This window comes from Chlorogloeopsis sp. ULAP02 (assembly GCF_038404745.2).
In the GTDB taxonomy this organism is placed as follows: domain Bacteria; phylum Cyanobacteriota; class Cyanobacteriia; order Cyanobacteriales; family Nostocaceae; genus Chlorogloeopsis.
In genome coordinates, this window is the sequence record NZ_JAYKTT020000054.1 from 74,535 (window position 1) to 93,476 (window position 18,942).

Here is an 18,942-nt window from a genome sequence, read left to right on the forward strand (position 1 = left end):
TATTTTAGTGATCGCTGCTCCAGTTAAATCAAGATTACGTAGTATAAAATAACACTATTTAAACTGAGACAATCCATGAGGTGATTATGATTTGGAGTTTTGCGATCGCCACTGGTTGAGGAAATACAGCGGGATACTGCCAGCATCAAAAACAATTATGAGAATTTTTGCGTAATATTAGTTTTTACAACAGTAGTATTCACAGAACCCTCTTAAGCTCACCCTCTTGAAAGTGAATGCTGCTGACCATTACAACTACACACCAACCTGCTACAGAACTAGGCTACTTACTACATAAACACCCAGAGCGCTGTCAATCTTTTGTCCTTTCCTTTGGCAAGGCACATATTTTTTATTCTGAGGTGAGTACACAGCGCTGTACAGCAGTACTCCTATTGGATGTCGATGCAGTGAAATTGGCGCGGGGAAGGGGTGCTTTGATTCGGCAATACGTGAGCGATCGCCCCTATGTTGCTTCTTCATTTTTGAGTGTGGCAATAGCTCAAGTATTCAGTACTGCCCTGAGGGGACGTTGTAAAGACAAGCCGGAATTAGCACAAACCTCCATACCCTTGGTAGCAAGATTGCCTGTACTACCTTGTCGGGGAGGTGAAGAGTTTTTACGGCAACTATTTGAACCTCTAGGCTATTGTGTTAGCGCTCAAGCTCATTTATTAGATGAAAATTTTCCTGAGTGGGGACATAGCAATTATTACACCGTTGAATTGCGGCACACTCTTTCAATTTCAGATTTATTAAGTCATCTCTACGTACTTATCCCTGTACTAGATGATGAAAAACATTACTGGGTGGGTGATGAGGAAGTCGAAAAACTGCTACGTCATGGTGAAGGTTGGTTAGCTGGGCATCCGGCACGAGAACAAATTACTAAGCGCTACCTAAAACGCCAAGGTTATTTAACTCGTACTGCTTTGGCTCAACTGGCGGAGGAAGACAACCTCGATCCAGATTGGGTAGAAGAAACACACACTCAAGCAGAAGCAGCCATAGAAAAACCCCTCAGCCTCAATCAGCAAAGGATAAATGCGATTTTGACTGTACTCAAAAAGTATGATGCCAAGCGGGTGATTGATTTAGGCTGCGCTCAAGGCACTTTATTAAAAATTTTGCTAAAAGACAGCTTTTTTGAGCAAATCACAGGTGTTGATGTTTCCTATCGCTCTTTAGAAATAGCAAAAGAAAGATTAGATCGGTTGCGTTTACCTCGCGATCGCTGGAACCGCCTACAACTGATTCAAAGTGCGCTCACTTACCAGGATAAGCGTTTCAAAGGTTACGATGCAGCTACGGTAATTGAGGTAATTGAACATCTAGATTTATCGCGTATTCAAGCTTTTGAGCGAGTTTTGTTTGAGGTGGCTCAACCAAAAACTATCGTTTTAACTACACCAAATATTGAGTATAACGTCAGATTTACGAATTTACCTGCTGGGAGACTGCGCCATAAAGATCACCGCTTTGAGTGGACACGAGAGCAATTCCAAACTTGGGGAAACAGTGTGGCAGAGCGCTTTGGCTACAAAGTGGAGTTTCAATCTGTAGGAATAGAAGACTCAGAAGTCGGTTCACCAACACAAATGGGAGTATTTAGCCGTAATTCCTAATTTCATGATTGGCTATGGAAGCAATTATTTTTGTAGGAATTCAGAGTTATTTGTCATTAGTTAACACCATTGACTAACCACTGTACGGGCAGGTTTAGAAGGTAAATAGTCTGTTTCAACCGTTCACATAATCAACAAAACCACTACCCACTAACTACTAACCACTAACCAACAATGAAATTAACTATTCCTGAACTGTCCTTAGTTGTCCTCATTGGCGCATCCGGTGCCGGAAAATCAACCTTTGCCCGCAAACATTTTCAAAGCTTTGAGGTGCTTTCTTCAGACTTTTGTCGGGGATTAATATCTAATGATGAGAATAATCAGTCTGTTAGCAAAGATGCCTTTGAAGTGCTGCGCTACATTACTACTAAACGTTTACCAGCAGGGAAACTGACAGTAGTTGATGCAACAAACGTTCATCCCGATGATCGCAAAGAATTTGTTCATCTAGCACGGCAATACCATTTTTTCCCAGTTGCGATCGCTTTCGATTTACCAGAAGAGTTGTGCCATCAACGCAATCAACAACGCCCCGATCGTCAGTTTGGTTCCCATGTTGTTCGTCGTCATACCCAGTTTTTGCGGCGTTCCCTACGAAATTTAGAAAGAGAAGGCTTCCGCTACGTCTACATTCTCAAGTCTCCAGAAGAAATTGATGCTGTAGAAATTGAGCGTCAACCCCTTTGGAATAACCGCAAATACGAACACGGCCCCTTTGATATTATTGGCGATATTCACGGCTGTTGCAATGAATTAGAAGAACTACTGGGACAATTGGGATACATCAAGGATGGAGGACAGGGAGATGCAGTTTTTGATGACGCAAAGAGGTACCCGGAGGGCGGCTTCTCGTGGAGTACCCGTAAGGATGACGCCCACAGACATGAGGACAAGGAGACTAAAAGACAACCAGACAAATTCCCTACCTCCCCGCGTCCCCACCTCCCCGCGTCAATTCCGCCTTCCCTCTGGAACGATGCCCCCACCTATCAACATCCCCAAGGACGTAAAGCTATTTTCTTGGGTGATTTGGTAGACCGAGGGCCACGCATCCTTGATACAGTCAAGCTAGTGCGAAATATGGTAGCAGCGGGAACAGCTTTTTGCGTTCCTGGAAACCATGAACACAAACTATTGCGGAAATTACGGGGCAAGAATGTTAAGGTAAATCATGGCTTAGAGCAAACATTGGCAGAAATTGCAGCTTTGCCAGAAGAAGTGCGCGAACAATTTTCAAAGCAATTGAAAGAGTTTCTAGATTCTTTGGTGAGTCATTATGTCCTTGATAATGGACAACTGGTAGTTGCCCATGCGGGAATGAAGCAGGAGTATCAAGGACGTGGTTCGGCACAAGTGCGAGAATTTGCTCTATATGGCGAAACTACTGGCGAAATTGACGAGTTTGGCTTACCCATTCGTTACAACTGGGCAGCAGAATACAGAGGCGAGGCGATGGTTGTCTACGGACACACTCCTGTGCCGGATGCGGAATGGTTAAATAACACAATTGATATTGATACAGGTTGTGTCTTCGGAGGCAAACTTACAGCCTTGCGCTATCCAGAAAAGGAATTGGTAAGCGTACCTGCTGCTCAAGTTTATTGCCAGCCTGTTAAACCAGTGACAATCACTGGCAGTGAGGAGTCGGACATAGAAAAGACAGCCCAACAAGAACATGATGATTTACTGCATATAGATGATGTACTGGGTAAGCGTATTGTCAACACCAGTCTAGTATCTAATATTACAATCAGAGAAGAAAATGCGATCGCTGCCCTAGAGGTTATGAGCCGTTTTGCTGCCAATCCCAAATGGCTCATTTACTTGCCGCCTACGATGTCTCCAGTAGAAACTTCCCAAGAAGCAGGATATTTGGAACATCCCCAACAAGCTTTTGCTTACTACCAAAACCAAGGAATTACGGAGGTGGTGTGTGAAGAAAAGCATATGGGTTCGCGGGCAGTAGTAATTGTTTGCCGTGATCAAGTGGCAGCCAAGAAACGCTTTGGTGTGGATGACGAGGGCATCGGTATCTGCTATACTCGCACCGGAAGACGTTTTTTTGAAAACTCTACTCTAGAAACACAGCTTCTGGAGCGTTTGAATGTTGCTCTTTCTAGCAGTGGCTTTTGGGAAAGATTTGATACCACTTGGGTTTGTTTAGATTGTGAACTCATGCCTTGGTCAGCAAAAGCTTCAGGGTTGTTACGAGAACAATATGCACCTGTAGGGGTTGCTTCACGTCTTGCCCTCAATAATGCCGTCACATTACTGGAAAAAGCCAATTACCTTGGTGTTGACGTCAGTACACAGTTGAGCAGTTATCAGCAAAAAGCTGAAATGGCACAGCAATATGTCAATGCCTATCGCCAGTACTGCTGGAGTGTAAGTGATATTTCTCACTTAAAGCTTGCGCCTTTCCACATCTTAGCAACAGAAAAAGCTGTCCATACCGAAAAAAATCATTGTTGGCACATTGAAGAAGTGGCAAAAATTGCCTCTCACGAGCTAGAGCTAATGTTAAAAACAGCACACAAGGTAATAGATTTATCAGATCCCAGTAGTGTGGCTGAAGGGGTGCATTGGTGGAAAGAACTAACGGCAGGGGGAAGTGAAGGTATGGTAGTTAAACCAATGCAATTCATAATTAAAGGTAATCGGGGTATTATACAACCTGCGATCAAGTGTCGCGGACAAGAATATCTACGCATTATCTACGGGCCAGAATACAATCTGCCTGAGAATTTGCAACGTCTGCGTCAAAGGGGGTTATCCCTGAAACGTTCTTTGGCTATGCGGGAGTTTGCTTTGGGTGTTGAAGCATTAGAGCGTTTTGTTGCCCATGCACCCTTACGCCATGTGCATGAATGCGTTTTTGGTATTTTGGCGCTAGAAAGCGAACCTGTAGATCCAAGGTTGTAAACTACTCAAAACATACCTTCGTTTAGCAACGCCAATCAAATAATCATTTAGTGGTCAGAATGTATGACAATCAAAGAAATAAGGTGGAAGCAAAAGCAAGATAGTGATGCAGGTTCAGGTTTTGCTCGCTAGAAATTGCTCGATCGCAACAGTATCGGAGTAAAACATTTGGGATTCAACAATTTTGCTGCCGCGCATTTTATAAACGCTTGCAGCTGGCAAATCAAGTTTTCTGCCGCTACTCACTTCCAAGCCTTTCAGCCGCCAGAGAACAACGATATACTCGCCTGCATCGAGAAAGACAGCATCCATCTTTCTTTCAACTTCGGGTTGGAGATGATTCCAGGTTTGCGCTGCACCTTCAATGTGTTGTTTTGCGCCTTTAAAACCGTGATGAACACCACCATAAGGTAGTGATACAGCATCGCGGATAACAATTTCAGGATCGTAAGCGGCAAGTACTCCAGCTACATCACGTTCTTCAACCGCTTTGAACAAACGACGAGTTGTCTCGATATTCTCGTGCGACATAGCATTTTCTTCCTTTCATACAAAGTGTTTGTAGCAAAGTTTTACAATCGTCAGACTAGTCTTTAACGATTACAGATTCAGTATGCAGAAATCTTGGAGTGCTTTGCTTCAATGTTCTTGCGATCATTTTCAACGTTTTTGCTGCGAATAAACTTTGGGTGTCACTCCCACAAGTCGTTTGAAATGGTAGGTAAAATGTCCTTGACTGGCAAAACCAACCATCTGAGCAATTGTCACAAGTGACAAATTTCCCATCACCATCAGTTGTTTAGCTCGTTCAATTCGGCAACGGATTACATATTGATGAGGTGATGTATTGATTGATTTCTTGAACAAGTGAGCAAAATGATAGGGACTTAATTGCACAATTTTTGCCAATTCAGCCAAGTTAATGTTTTTATCCAGATTTGCATTAATGAAATCAATAATTTGCTTCCATTGTGTTTGAGTAAAACCGCCTGGTATCGGTTTAATTTGACGTGAATGAGTTGAATATCGAGCTAAAAGATGGACGACTAGTGCATAGGCGATCGCATCAGCATATAAACTGCTGTTTTCCCCATCAATCTCTAGTGATGTTTTCAGCGCAAAGCCAATCTGTTGCACTAACGGATCAACAAGAGTCGCAAGATGGGGAATCAGTTCTAAGTGATCGCTCCCAAACACGTCATAACTCACCTCAGTCAAAAATGACGGTTCTAAAAACAGATTGAAGAATTCAGCTTCTTTATTCCAACGGAACTGTTGACTCAAATGGGCGGGATAAATTGCCAAATCTCCTGGGATTGAGTCAACCACCTTTAGTTTTCCATCAACGACTTGCTCCAGTCGCACAGGCTTGCCGACATTCATACAAAGGGTATGTCGAAGTGATATATGCTCCGGCACATTACAGGGAGGTTGCTGAAAGTGGGCAAAGTGAATGTTTGTCCACCTCGAACCGTCACTCACCAAAATCGGCGATCGGGGAAGGATTAAAGGCAGCTTGTTTTGAGCAGGATCGGTCACAGTTATTTCGAGTTTTCTAAGAGGATTCTAACAGCAAGCACTAGAGATGCCTTCCCCAAAAATGGTGATTGAGGTTTCTGTTTTGGAAAAATGAATTAGCTTATTACACCCCAAAAGACTTTTTTGATAAATAAATCACTCTCAAGTTGGAAACACATTATATGCCCTGATAGAGGTTTTTTTGGCTCCACCTAAGTATCCTATTTAGTTAATAGGCGAATTAGAAGAAGGAAGAACAGGCAAGAGCATGGATAATATAGACAATATTGATAGTACTGCAAGTAATTCTGATCAAAATACAACAGGTACTGAAGCGAATATTGTTGATCAGCCATCATTTCAAGAACTGAAAAATTTTTCGGGTATCATTGATATCGATGGTCAGCGTCCGATAGACTCAAGTGATTTAGAGGTTAAGGATACTCTCGACATCGATGGTCAACGTCCAATAGCTAAGAGCAATTTTCAATCAAATGAAACAATTAACATAGACGGTCAACGTCCGATTGCCAAAAGCGACTTTCAGGATCGTGAAATGCTGGCTATAGATGGTCAGCGTCCAATAGACCCAAGTGATTTAGAGGTTAGGGATACTCTCGACATCGACGGTCAACGTCCGATTATTAACAGTAATTATCAAGTTAAGGATACCATTGACATCGACGGTCAGCGTCCAATCACTTCAAATAATACTGAAAAGCTTGACATTACAACAGACTATGTTGACTAAAATCATCTGCTTGGATGGGGATTAATCAAGATCATGAATTCATCCACTAACAGTAATTTTGGTTCTATTCTTGGTGCGATCGCTTTATATTTAATATAAATGATTAAGAAAAATTAAGCTGTATGAGCGTAGTTAGCCATGAGTAAAACCGCCTTAAATTTAATCGCCATCTCTGTTTTTCTCATGACTCTTTCCAGCTTGCTGGGGCCATTATTTCATTTATCGCCCACAGTACCTGCACTTGCTACCTTTACGATTTTGGGAATAGCAACTGTTGATACATTGGGTTGGCAAGGTAAGGGTGGAACCATATTGTTAGATTGGATTGCTGGATTTTCTCCTGAACATCGAGAACGCATTATCCATCACGAAGCCGGACACTTTTTGGTTGCCTATCTTTTAGATATTCCCGTCATCGGTTATACTCTCAGCGCGTGGGAGGCTTGGAAACAAAAGCAACCAGGGCAAGGCGGTGTAAGTTTTAATGATCAACAGCTAGCATCCGAACTGGAGCGAGGAACTATTAGCACCCAAATGCTGGATCGCTACTGTACTGTTTGGATGGCGGGTATTGCCGCTGAGAATTTAGTATACAAAAACGCTGAAGGTGGGGCTGATGATAAAAATAAGTTGGCTGGAGTTTTAGCAAGTATGGGTTTTTCTGCACCTGTTTGCGAGCAAAAACAGCGCTTTTTCGCTCTGCAAGCCAAAACTCTCCTGCAAGAAAATTGGTTAGCCTATCAAGCTTTAGTTAATGCTATGCGCCAACGAGCTTCGGTAGCAGAGTGTATGAGCGCGCTCCAACTCAAGAGGAAACTACCTGAAGATGTGAAATAGGTTGAGAAAAAAAGTTTTCGTTTTTACAGCCGATCGCACAGTTACGCCCAGCTGCTTTTGCTTGTAACAGATGTTGATCAGCACGTTCAAGTAGACTGATTCCGTTAGCATCATCTTCTGCTCGCAGACATGATGTACCCAGACTTACGGTGAGGTTAATAGACAGTTGGTTGTTAATCGTGAAGGGTTGTTCGCTGACTATACGATTGAGACGATTTGCTACAACTATTGCCTCATCGTAATTTGTGTTGCCAAGCAAAATCACAAATTCTTCCCCACCATAACGAAAGGGAGTATCCTGGCATCGCAGATTATGCTGAAGTCGATGAGATAACAACTGCAAAAGGCGATCGCCAACTAAATGTCCGTAAGTATCATTAACTTTTTTAAAATAATCGACATCTAAAATAATTAAACTTAAAGAAGTTCGATGATTACGAGCTTTTTTAATTTGTCTAGGTAATTCCCAATCTAAAGCACGGCGATTGTTTAATTCTGTCAGCGCATCAGATAGGGCGATTGTTGACAAAATATCGTTTGTACGGAGCAATTCGCGGTACTTTTGCGCTTTTCGCAAACCTGCTGTCAATTGTGCTAATAATAAGGGCTGGTTGATGGTTAAATCAACCATAGTTAAATCTCTATTGTCCTTTGGAGTTAGCCAAATGTAGGCATCGGCTCCTTGCTTAAGTGCGATCGCGTTCATCTCAAACTCCCACTCCCAGCCATAATCGCTTCTGTGAGCAAGCAATTGGGGGCGGTCTTCCAAAAGGATACAGTAGATCCAAGATAGTTTTGTTTGTTCTTTTAGCCAGTAGCAAAGCTCTAGACTGCCATCATTGCTCGCTTGTACAAGAACAATATCGGGCGGTGTAATTTGAATGTAAGACACTGCCTGATTAACATTATTGATAACTTCTATGCTAAAGGCACTTGCATCACGGATCTGATCCGGAAGTGTAGTGATAAAGTTTTTGCTTCCAAAGACCAGAATAGAAATTTTCATGGCTTTGCTTTTTGCCCTATATCAACTTCAAGGATACAAACCTATTAAAACCCCTTAATATTTTTTGTTGCCTATATATACTTATGTATTTTAACAAGGGGTAGTATCCTATATTTTTTATCTGAAACTAGCATATACACTCATCTCCTCTTCCTAACTGTACTGATCACCACAGTAATTAAAGTTAAAATTCAGGATACTTAAGTTCCGCCTTTCGCCATTGATCCTTTAAACAGTAAAAATACTGAATTATCTTCAAAAGTAGACAAAGTATTACTGTAACTTACAGGAATTATTTATCCAGAATTGTTATCCGATAACTTGTTCTCAATAATCTTAGATTTTCCAATAAAAATTGGACAGGTTAAACAATTTTTCTGTTTTTATTATTTTGCTCTACGAATGATATATTCTTTATTTTATGTCATCCGTATAAACCATTACTAAGCTGCATTTTTCTAAGGCTAGATAACTAAAAAATCAGTCTTTTTTGCTACTATTAACCTGCTATACTTAAGTTCATGTTTTGTTTTAAAACTAATTTTCAGAGTCTCCATAATTCCACAATATCCTGATATTCACTAGGAATTGATAAAATTTTAGTGAATTATGAGCCTGTTTTTTAAACAAAAACAAGGAATAATATTAATGATACAAAATACAGCTTTATAACAGCTAGCTATTAGCTGTTTTGTCCTCCAGACTACTAAGTAGATTTACATAATAGCAAAACTGTAAAAAAATGATCCCAAATAAAACATTAAGAAATAATTCCAAGCTTATAAAAAAACATAGAACCTAGAATTAGTTGAGATTAGGGATAGTAAATAGTACTCAGTGTAGATAAGCGGCGACTTGCCGCTTAGGCTGCGATGTTCTTTTTTTATAAACTATTGATTACTCAATCAGTATCTATTGATAGCCCTCGATCTCATAACCAGCCGCCACAATAGCTTGTTTAATGGATTCTTCGGAAGCTTGAGATTCTACAGTCACAGTTTTAGCTTTGATATCTACCTCAACCTTTGCATCAGGTTCCATAGTTTGGATAGATTCCGTAATCGTTTCGGCACAACCTTCACAAGCTATATTTGGAACTTTCAATTTTAATGCCATGAGTAACCTCATCTTAGAAATTTGCCATATTCTCAAATATCTATCCTATTAAATAAAGATTAATTGCTCATCCGACTACAGTTAGGGGATTGTGCTACCATCGCCAGCTGTAAGCTTCGTTGATTTCTCAATCTAGGTTTTCGGGTAGCAGCAAATTCAAACAAAATGTCAGAATTAGGATTATCCTCTCTGATGCAATTTCACTATCTTACGTAAATATCCCTCCCATGTCTTATCATCCCCAGTTCCTCAGCGGTAACGAAATTCGCACCTTGTTTCTCGACTTCTATGCCCAACGGGGACACCAAATTCTGCCAAGTGCCTCCCTCGTGCCAGAAGATCCCACCGTGCTGCTGACGATCGCGGGGATGCTACCGTTTAAACCGATATTTTTGGGACAACGCACGCCAGAATTCAATCGTGCTACTACTTCCCAAAAATGCATCCGCACCAATGATATTGAAAATGTCGGACGCACCCAACGGCATCATACCTTCTTTGAAATGTTGGGTAACTTTAGTTTTGGCGACTATTTCAAAGAACAAGCGATCGCTTGGGGTTGGGAAATCTCAACAACTGTCTTTAAGTTACCTCCAGAGCACCTCGTTGTCAGTGTCTACGAAGAAGACGACGAAGCCTATGCGATCTGGCGAGATCAAATCAGCGTGCCAGAAAAGAGAATTAAGCGCATGGGTGCAGATGATAACTTCTGGAACTCTGGGCCGACTGGCCCTTGTGGCCCCAGTTCAGAGATATACTATGATTTTCACCCAGAACGGGGTGACGACAATATAGATTTAGAAGACGATACTCGATTTATTGAGTTTTATAATCTTGTCTTCATGCAATACAACCAGGATGCAGAAGGCAATCTAACACCCCTTGCTAATAAGAATATCGACACAGGCATGGGTTTGGAGAGGATGGCGCAAATTCTCCAACAAGTTCCCAATAACTACGAAACTGATTTAATTTTCCCGATTATTAAAAAAGCAGCAGAAATTACTGGTGTTGACTACTATAAAGTTGACGAAAAAAATCAAGTTTCCCTAAAAATTATTGGGGATCACGCTCGCGCCGTCGTTCATATGATTGCCGATGAAATCCGTGCCTCCAACGTGGGAAGGGGTTATGTGCTGCGGCGCTTAATTCGGCGTCTGGTGCGTCACGGGCGCTTAATAGGCATTAATAGTGAATTTACCACCCAAGTTGCTGAAGTTGCTATTTCTTTGGCTGAAGATGCTTACCCCAATCTCCGTCAACGAGAAAATGCCATCAAAGCAGAATTGCAACGGGAAGAATCTCGTTTTCTCCAGACGTTAGAAAGAGGCGAAAAACTGCTGGAGGAAATTATTGCTCAGGTGAAGCAGCAAGGCAAAACCCAAATTAGCGGAGAAGATGCCTTTACCCTATTTGATACTTACGGTTTCCCCTTAGAACTTACCCAAGAAATAGCAGAGGAAAACAACCTGGCTGTCGATGTTGATAGCTTCAATGTCGAAATGGAAAAACAGAGACAACGCGCAAGAGTTGCTCACGAAAGTATCGACTTAACAGTGCAAGGTTCTCTTGACAAGCTAGCTGAACATATTCAAGCTACAGAGTTTTTGGGCTATCTCCAACCAACGACAACTGCCAAAATCGAAGCAATACTTGTAGGTGGCGTTTCCCAAGAAGAAGCAGAAGCAGGAACTGATGTGCAAATTGTCCTCGACAAAACCCCGTTTTATGCTGAGTCGGGTGGACAAATTGGCGATAAGGGTTATATCTCTGGTGAAGGTGTCGTCGCTACAATTAATGATGTCAAAAAAGAATCCGATTTCTTTGTTCATTTTGGACGGATTGAACGTGGCACCCTGAGAGTAGGCGATACTATTACTGCCCAAATTGATCGCGCTTGTCGGCGTCGCCTGCAAGCCAACCATACAGCCACTCACCTATTACAAGCAGCGCTAAAGAAAATTGTCGATGATTCGATCTCCCAAGCGGGTTCTTTGGTAGCGTTTGATAGATTGCGCTTTGACTTCAACTGTTCACGCCCCTTAACACCAGAAGAGATTCAGCAAGTAGAGGAACAAGTAAATACTTGGATTGCAGAAGCACACTCAGCTCATGTGGCAATTCTGCCCCTCGCCGAAGCAAAAGCTAAAGGTGCGATCGCTATGTTTGGGGAAAAATACGGCGAAGAAGTACGGGTGATTGATTTTCCAGGAGTGTCGATGGAATTGTGCGGTGGAACCCACGTTAGCAACACTGGCGAAATTGGCGTTTTCAAAATTATCTCTGAAAGTGGTGTTGCTTCGGGAGTACGACGGATTGAAGCTGTTTCTGGCCCGGCGATGCTAGACTACTTGAACGTCCGCGATAAAGTAGTTAAGGATTTGAGTGACAGATTTAAAGTCAAACCTGAAGAACTACCAGAGAGAATTACAACTCTCCAAAACGAACTGAGAACCACTCAAAAAGAACTAGAAACACTCAAGTCACAGCTTGCGATCACGAAATCTGACAGTCTACTGCAAACAGTCGAAACTGTCGGCGACTATAAAATTTTAGTTGCTCAGATGGAAGATATTGATCCAGAGTCCTTAAAAACAGCCGCCGAACGCCTACAGCAAAAACTTGGCACTGGTGCAGCAGTGGTACTCGGTTCCGTTCCCGAAGCCGGGAAAGTCAGCTTAGTTGCTGCTTTCTCTCCAGAGGTAAATAAGAAAGGCTTGCAAGCCGGAAAATTTATTGGTGCGATCGCCAAAATTTGTGGTGGTGGAGGCGGCGGGCGTCCTAACTTAGCACAAGCAGGCGGACGTGATGCGAGTAAGTTACCAGAGGCAATAAAGCAAGCTCAGAGTGAGTTAAAGTCAGCGTTGGCTTAATTTCTGTTTGTGGAGCAGGCATCTTGCCTGCCTGGAAATTATTAACAAATTTTGAGAATGGGTTGGGCGAAGGCATGACCCATTTTTTATTTACCTTCAAGAGTAAAACATTCTTCGGACACTTACGCAAAATTCCTCTAAAATCTTCCTTCCTCCGCGCCCTCTGCGGTTGATTATTCCATAACTCGTGCCTCATTTCTGATTCTATAGGTAAACGCCAATTAAGACTAGGCATTTCCTTAGACAGAGGTTTTAACCTAGTAGAAAATTTATCTTTAAATCACTAGTTTCTAAGTGTATTTTGAAACTCCCGCCACGAACCAATTGGATTTTGTGGCAGAAATTTTTGCAAACAGCGAATACAGTGCGGGAGTAGAGTATATGGCAATAATAGAAGTTTTACAAAGAATTTCTGATACTATCTGGGAAATTCCAATTTCCTACAAACAGGGAATGCTTGTTCCTGCTCGGATCTACGGAACAGAAAAGATAATTCAGGAATTAGACGAAGCGGTATACGATCAAGTCACAAATGTAGCTACACTTCCAGGGATAACTAAGTATGCTTTGTGTATGCCAGACGGACACTTTGGTTATGGTTTTCCGATTGGTGGTGTAGCAGCAATGGATGTGGAGCAAGGAGGAGTGATTTCTCCTGGCGGGATCGGTTTTGATATTAATTGCGGGATGCGCTTAATAGTTACTGATTTAACTTATGATCAAGTAAAGCCTCATATCAAAAAGTTAGTAGATAAACTTTACGAAAGAGTACCTGCTGGAGTAGGAAGCACAGGTTTTGTGAAACTTTCACGCAATGAGTTTCGCAAAGTGGTAGAAGAAGGCGCCCAATGGTGTGTTCGCAATGGCTATGGTAGGGAAGAAGACTTGCAGTTTATTGAAGAAAATGGGTGTATTGTAGGTGCTGACTCTGCCAAAATCAGTGAAAAGGCAATTGATCGAGGTGTCAACCAAATTGGCACTTTGGGATCTGGTAACCATTATCTAGAAATTCAAATTGCTCAACCAGAAAATATTTTTGATCGCGAATTAGCCACAAGTTTAGGAATTACTATCCCCAATCAAGTAGTCGTGATGTTCCACTGTGGTAGTCGGGGTTTCGGACATCAAGTAGCTACAGATTATCTGCAAATTTTTCTCAAAGTGATGGAAAGTAAATATGGCATTAAAATTCTGGATCGAGAATTAGCCTGTGCGCCTTTCTACTCTCCTGAAGGACAAGCCTATTTTACTGCTATGAAATGCGGCATTAATATGTCGTTTGCCAATCGTCAAGTTATTCTACATCGCATCCGAGAAGTATTTTCAGAGATTCTCAAAAAGCCACCAGAAGATTTAGATCTGCATATGGTCTATGATGTAGCCCATAACACTGCCAAACTAGAGCGACATATTGTTGATGGTAAAGAGCGATCGCTCCTTGTTCATCGTAAGGGTGCTACTCGCGCTTTTGCTTCTGGTATGGCAGATTTGCCCAAGCAATATAAGAATATTGGACAGCCAATAATTATTGGCGGCAGCATGGAAACTGGCTCTTATCTATTAGTAGGGGTACCCAGTGGAGAGCAAACATTTTTCAGCACTGCCCACGGTAGCGGACGCACAATGAGCCGGGCAAAAGCACGCAAAATTTATCGTGGGGACAAACTCCAAAAAGAAATGGAAAGTCGGGGTATATATGTCCGCAGTACCTCTTACTCAGGATTAGCAGAAGAAGCAGGTGGTGCTTATAAAAATATCGATGATGTGATCGAAGCTACTGAGTTAGCAGGAATTAGCAAGCGGGTAGTAAAGTTAACACCGATTGGAAATATAAAGGGGTAAGTAGAAGGCAGAGGACAGAAGGTAAAATACTCTTTATATCTAATGTTCATGAATTTGGATTTTATGTTTAATTATGTCCTACTACGTAAGACCTATTTTTACTTATTATGAAAATACGCACACCTTTAACAGTAATTACCGGGCCTTTGGGAAGTGGTAAAACAACATTACTGCGTTATATTCTCGAAAACTTCCCCAAAAAAATCGCCATTTTAATGAACGAATTTGGCGAAATTGCCATTGACGCCAAAATTATTCAAGGCAAAAATGTCCAAATGGCAGATTTAGGTGGTGGTTGTGTCTGCTGTTCTTTATTAGGAGAATTTGAAGCTGCTGTTAATGAAATCATTGATTCTATTGATCCAGATATGATTGTGGTAGAAACAACTGGAGTTGCAGAACCAGACGCTTTAGTTTTTGACATTCAAGAGAGTTTGATTAAAGTACGACTAGATGGAGTAATTACGGTAATTGATGCCGATGCAATGGTAAAATATCCATCTGTTGGACACACAACTCAGTTACAAATTGAAGCCGCAGATATTATTCTTTTGAATAAAATTGATTTAGTTTCTGAAAGCGAGTTACTAACTATAGAAAAAAAATTAATTTCCATTAATGAAATTGCTTCGATTGTTTATGCTGTTAGAGGACAGGTAGATCCAGAGTTACTGTTTGGTATTGGCAGAGAACGAGTACAAGCACCACCACAACATATTCATCAACCAGAGTTTGAATCATTTAGCTACAAATCAACTGCTATTTTTAATCGCTCATGTTTTGAAGAATTTGTAAATAGTCTGGAAACAAATATTTATCGAGCTAAAGGATTTATCCGCTTTCCTGAAGGTATCTATTTGTTCAATTTTGTAACTGGACGTTGGGACTTAGAGTCATTTTTACAAGAGGCAACAGAACTAGTTTTTATCGGTAAATATTTGAGAGAAACAAAAGTAGATATTCTAGAAAATTTAAAAAAATGTGAGCAGTTATCTCTAAACTAGTAATCTATATTTGACGTAGCCTATCTATGCCCTACGAATTTCTTGAAGACTTAGCCACTGCTGATATAGCCTTTCGAGCCACCGGAAAAGACTTAGTAGAGCTTTTCAAAGCAGCAGGTGATGCAACAATCAATACTATGATTGATAATTTGGAAGCAATAGAACTAAAAGAAACGCGACAAATTAACTTAGAAAATGATGCATTAGATCTATTACTATTTAATTTTCTTCAAGAACTTATTTACTATAAAGATTGCGAACAAATATTACTGCGAGCACAAGAAATTCATTTTGAGGATAAAGATAAAAATCATCATCTTACCGCTGTACTCAAAGGAGAAAAACTAGACAGTGATCGCCATCATCAACGAGTAGATGTCAAAGCCGTGACTTTACATCGTTTTCAGTTAGAAGAAACACACGATGGTTGGATAAGCATGGTTATTCTTGACATTTAATAGTGGATTTAAGAAAAAATCTATATCCCTGACTTCTTCAAGGATCGGGGATATTAATGTACATTTTAGTTTTAAAAAGTTATACTACTGATGTAAAACATTGAGAATATTAGTTAAATAACAAATTGCTAAAGAGCATAAAATAACATCAAAATCTTTGTCTCTAAAGTCTAAATACTCTGCATCTGCTTCAACAAATTCAATATTCTGCAACCCAGACTTTACAAGTTTTTGTTTAGCATTGTTGAGCATTCCTGTAGATATATCCACACCAATTACCTTACCCGAATAACCAACTATTGTGGCTGCATCAAGCGCAACTATACCCGTACCTGTGGCAACATCTAGTATTTTCTGACATTGGCGTAGTTTGACAAGTGAAAGTAATTTCTTGGCTACAGGAGTGTAAAATTTACCTTGATCGTAATTAGTTCTGGAATTAAAGTTGGTAAGTAATTGCCATTTGTATATATGCTTATCTGCTGCTTCAAGCATTCTTGAATTCTCTAAAATCCTGCTTTAAAAGTCCTAAATTTATGTTCTTTAGAAGCTAAATATAATTCACAGGCATGGCATTCTATATGTAGATGTTCGACTTATATAAACTTCACAATGCTAAAAAGATTATGTAATCTCTGTAATGCCATGATGATAGACTAGAGGAAAAGATTTAAAAGCAAAGCCTTAGTAATTTAAAAACACTGTGAATGAACCACAAAGAGGCACTCAAACGAGTTAAAAACATCACTATATCTGAATTTGTCAACTAAATTTGACAAATCAAGTAACTTAAATAATCTTATAGTCGAACAGAATCATCAATGTATCAAGCAACTAGTCAGTTGAAATGCAATTTAATTCCTTTCATACAGAAATAAGAGCAACTATTTAGCAATCAAATAATTGACATAATTTGTAAAGGTCAATCTTATGGAGTGGAAAAGTTAACGCTCTAGCTTAAATGAAATGCATTACTCTATTGTGTAGGGTTGCTGCATAAATAAAACTCGATTCATTAGGTATTGATTACCGAAAAGATTTTTTGTAATTAAACTCATTGCATAACGAGTTGATAAGTTGATAATCAAAGCGGCAACTGATATTTTCCCTCAAGAGTTCTTGCAGCACAACCAGATTTTTTTATGAGTGAGTCTTATTCTCAAAAACAAGCGAAACAAAATATAAATCAGCAACAAAGCTATTACCAAGATATAGAGAATCTGGATATATACAGTTCTGAGCAGACAGAAATTTGGCTTCCAGAGTCTCCTCAACCACAAGCTTTAGAACGACAAGCATGGAAGCTTAAGGTTAAGGCAATCATTTGGGCGATCGCTTTGAGCGTGCTACCTGTTTTGGCAGTTGGAACAGCAATCCACTATCATGGCACGCAGTTAATTACCAAGCAAATTCCTCAGTTGAAACAAGAAAGTGCGAAAGCTTCAGCAGAAACCGAACTTTCTATCCATAGACAACTGTCACTGTTGTTAACTGGAACTGGGATTACAGCTGTTTTAGCAGGAGCGATCGCTGCTTTTATGGCTAATCGTGCTATTCGTCCAGTCCAGAACGCTGCTGCAATTTCCACCACTATTATAAATAAGCTGCGTCCGGAGAATGACGAAACTCATAATCTCATTGCCAGCAAAGATGAATTATCAACCTTAGAAACAAATATTCATTTAATCAAAGAACTACTTTCGGGTTTGCTATGGGAACAAAAAGCCGAAGCACAGTACTTTCAATTGCTAATTAAAATTAGCCAATCCATCCGCGAATCGTTTAATGAAGAAAATATCTTTAGAACTACTGTTGAAGAAGTTCGCAAAGGTTTAAATCTTGATCGTGTGGCAATCTTTCGATTCAATGCTAACTGGAATGGAACCTTTATCCAAGAATCAGTAACACCCGGCTTACCAAAAGTTTTGTTAGTTACAGTCTCAAACCCAGGTTTTGAAGCAGGGTATATTGAGCAATACCGTAATGGTTGCATCCGCGCGATCGATGATATCTATCAAGCTGATTTAACTGATTATCATATTCAGTTACTGGAGCAATTTGGTGTCAAGTCTAGTCTTGTGGCACCAATTTTTAAAGGTAAGCAACTGTTCGGTTTATTAATTGCCCACCAGTCCTCTAGAATCCGCTTTTGGCAACAGTCTGAGATTAATTTGTTTGCTCAAATCGCCATGCAAGTCGGATTTGCTCTTGATTACGCAAGGCTTTTAGAGTACACCGATAAAAAGGTTAATTTAGCTCAAGTATTTATAGACATAACCCGTCGGATTCGAGAATCGCTCAATGAAGACGATGTCCTTAAAAACACCGTCGAAGAAGTTCGCAAAGCACTTAGCACTGACAGAGTACTGGTTTATGGCTTTGATGCAAATTGGTATGGCACTGTGATTGCAGAATCAGTAGTTCTCGGTTTCCCCAAAGTTTTGCGAGCCGAAATCAAAGATCCATGTTTTGCTCAAGGATATGTAGAAAAATACCAAGCCGGGCGAGTTCAAGCTACTAGCAACATCTATGAAGCTGAGTTGACTGATTGTCATATTCGGCAACTCGAATCGTTTGCTGTCAAGGCTAATTTAGTTGCACCAATTCTCAAAAACAAGCAGCTATTTGGTTTGTTAATTGCTCATCAATGTTCCAGAGCGCGTGATTGGCAACAGTCTGAAATTGATTTATTCGCCCAGATTGCCATGCAAGTCGGATTTGCTCTCGACCATGCTAGACTTTTAGATCAAGTTAAGCAGGTGTAAAAATTAGGATATTTTTACCAGAAGTGATGAAACCAACACTGAATTATCCGATGTTGCATGAAAGTTGTATATAACTTTACTAAGGAATAATTTTCTGGAATTCTTAATTTTACACATCTTGATACTATCTTGTGCCAGTGGAAGAGGGAAACCACTGGCTTTTTATTGCTAGTTTGGGTTTAAATAGGCAGATTTAAATACATCGTTTCCTGTCAACCATCT

General features: G+C 40.5%; 14 protein-coding genes. 9 read left to right on the forward strand and 5 right to left on the reverse strand.

Features of this window, described 5'->3' with window-relative positions:
- Positions 1-236 precede the first annotated feature (236 nt).
- The gene (locus tag U2718_RS19125) at positions 237-1,625 is read left to right on the forward strand and encodes a 3' terminal RNA ribose 2'-O-methyltransferase Hen1 (protein ID WP_341996132.1); all 1,389 of its coding nucleotides are present in this window, start codon (positions 237-239) and stop codon (positions 1,623-1,625) included.
- A 174-nt stretch (positions 1,626-1,799) separates the two neighbouring features.
- Entirely contained in the window at positions 1,800-4,550 is a 2,751-nt protein-coding gene (locus U2718_RS19130) for a polynucleotide kinase-phosphatase (protein ID WP_341996134.1), read from the forward strand.
- Positions 4,551-4,664: 114 nt separating this feature from the next.
- Here the strand turns inward: U2718_RS19130 and U2718_RS19135 are convergent, their stop codons facing one another.
- Positions 4,665-5,081, reverse strand: a complete 417-nt coding sequence (locus U2718_RS19135; RefSeq protein ID WP_341996136.1) for a nuclear transport factor 2 family protein — start codon at positions 5,079-5,081, stop codon at positions 4,665-4,667.
- Positions 5,082-5,210: 129 nt separating this feature from the next.
- A complete protein-coding gene (locus tag U2718_RS19140; RefSeq protein ID WP_341996138.1) occupies positions 5,211-6,089 on the reverse strand; it encodes an AraC family transcriptional regulator in 879 nt (292 codons plus the stop codon).
- A gap of 247 nt (positions 6,090-6,336) precedes the next feature.
- Between U2718_RS19140 and U2718_RS19145 the strand changes: the two genes are divergently transcribed.
- Together U2718_RS19145 and U2718_RS19150 are read left to right on the forward strand one after the other, a co-directional pair.
- Complete coding sequence (locus tag U2718_RS19145) at positions 6,337-6,819, forward strand: hypothetical protein (RefSeq protein ID WP_341996140.1); 483 nt, start codon at positions 6,337-6,339, stop codon at positions 6,817-6,819.
- A gap of 138 nt (positions 6,820-6,957) precedes the next feature.
- Positions 6,958-7,656, forward strand: coding sequence for an ATP-dependent Zn protease (locus U2718_RS19150; protein ID WP_341996142.1), 699 nt, complete (start codon positions 6,958-6,960; stop codon positions 7,654-7,656).
- Here the strand turns inward: U2718_RS19150 and U2718_RS19155 are convergent.
- Entirely contained in the window at positions 7,625-8,662 is a 1,038-nt protein-coding gene (locus tag U2718_RS19155; protein WP_341996144.1) for a GGDEF domain-containing protein, read from the reverse strand. The two genes, U2718_RS19150 and U2718_RS19155, sit on opposite strands and share 32 nt — an antisense overlap.
- 912 nt (positions 8,663-9,574) lie before the next feature.
- Complete coding sequence (locus U2718_RS19160; RefSeq protein WP_341996146.1) at positions 9,575-9,778, reverse strand: heavy-metal-associated domain-containing protein; 204 nt, start codon at positions 9,776-9,778, stop codon at positions 9,575-9,577.
- 227 nt (positions 9,779-10,005) lie between these two features.
- On the opposite strand from U2718_RS19160, the gene alaS reads away from it, so the two are divergent.
- The 4 genes from alaS (at position 10,006) to U2718_RS19180 (ending at position 15,955) form a co-directional block, all read left to right on the forward strand.
- The gene (gene alaS, locus U2718_RS19165; RefSeq protein WP_341996148.1) at positions 10,006-12,651 is read left to right on the forward strand and encodes an alanine--tRNA ligase; all 2,646 of its coding nucleotides are present in this window, start codon (positions 10,006-10,008) and stop codon (positions 12,649-12,651) included.
- Positions 12,652-13,032: 381 nt separating this feature from the next.
- Positions 13,033-14,493, forward strand: coding sequence for an RtcB family protein (locus U2718_RS19170; protein WP_341996150.1), 1,461 nt, complete (start codon positions 13,033-13,035; stop codon positions 14,491-14,493).
- A gap of 107 nt (positions 14,494-14,600) precedes the next feature.
- Complete coding sequence (locus tag U2718_RS19175; protein WP_341996153.1) at positions 14,601-15,497, forward strand: GTP-binding protein; 897 nt, start codon at positions 14,601-14,603, stop codon at positions 15,495-15,497.
- A gap of 26 nt (positions 15,498-15,523) precedes the next feature.
- Complete coding sequence (locus U2718_RS19180) at positions 15,524-15,955, forward strand: archease (RefSeq protein ID WP_341996155.1); 432 nt, start codon at positions 15,524-15,526, stop codon at positions 15,953-15,955.
- 84 nt (positions 15,956-16,039) lie between these two features.
- Here the strand turns inward: U2718_RS19180 and U2718_RS19185 are convergent, their stop codons facing one another.
- Positions 16,040-16,450, reverse strand: coding sequence for a class I SAM-dependent methyltransferase (locus U2718_RS19185; protein WP_341996157.1), 411 nt, complete (start codon positions 16,448-16,450; stop codon positions 16,040-16,042).
- 647 nt (positions 16,451-17,097) lie between these two features.
- On the opposite strand from U2718_RS19185, the gene U2718_RS19190 reads away from it, so the two are divergent.
- Positions 17,098-18,720 (forward strand): GAF domain-containing protein, encoded by a 1,623-nt coding sequence (locus U2718_RS19190; protein WP_341996159.1) that lies wholly within the window; start codon positions 17,098-17,100, stop codon positions 18,718-18,720.
- The last annotated feature ends 222 nt before the right edge of the window (positions 18,721-18,942 follow it).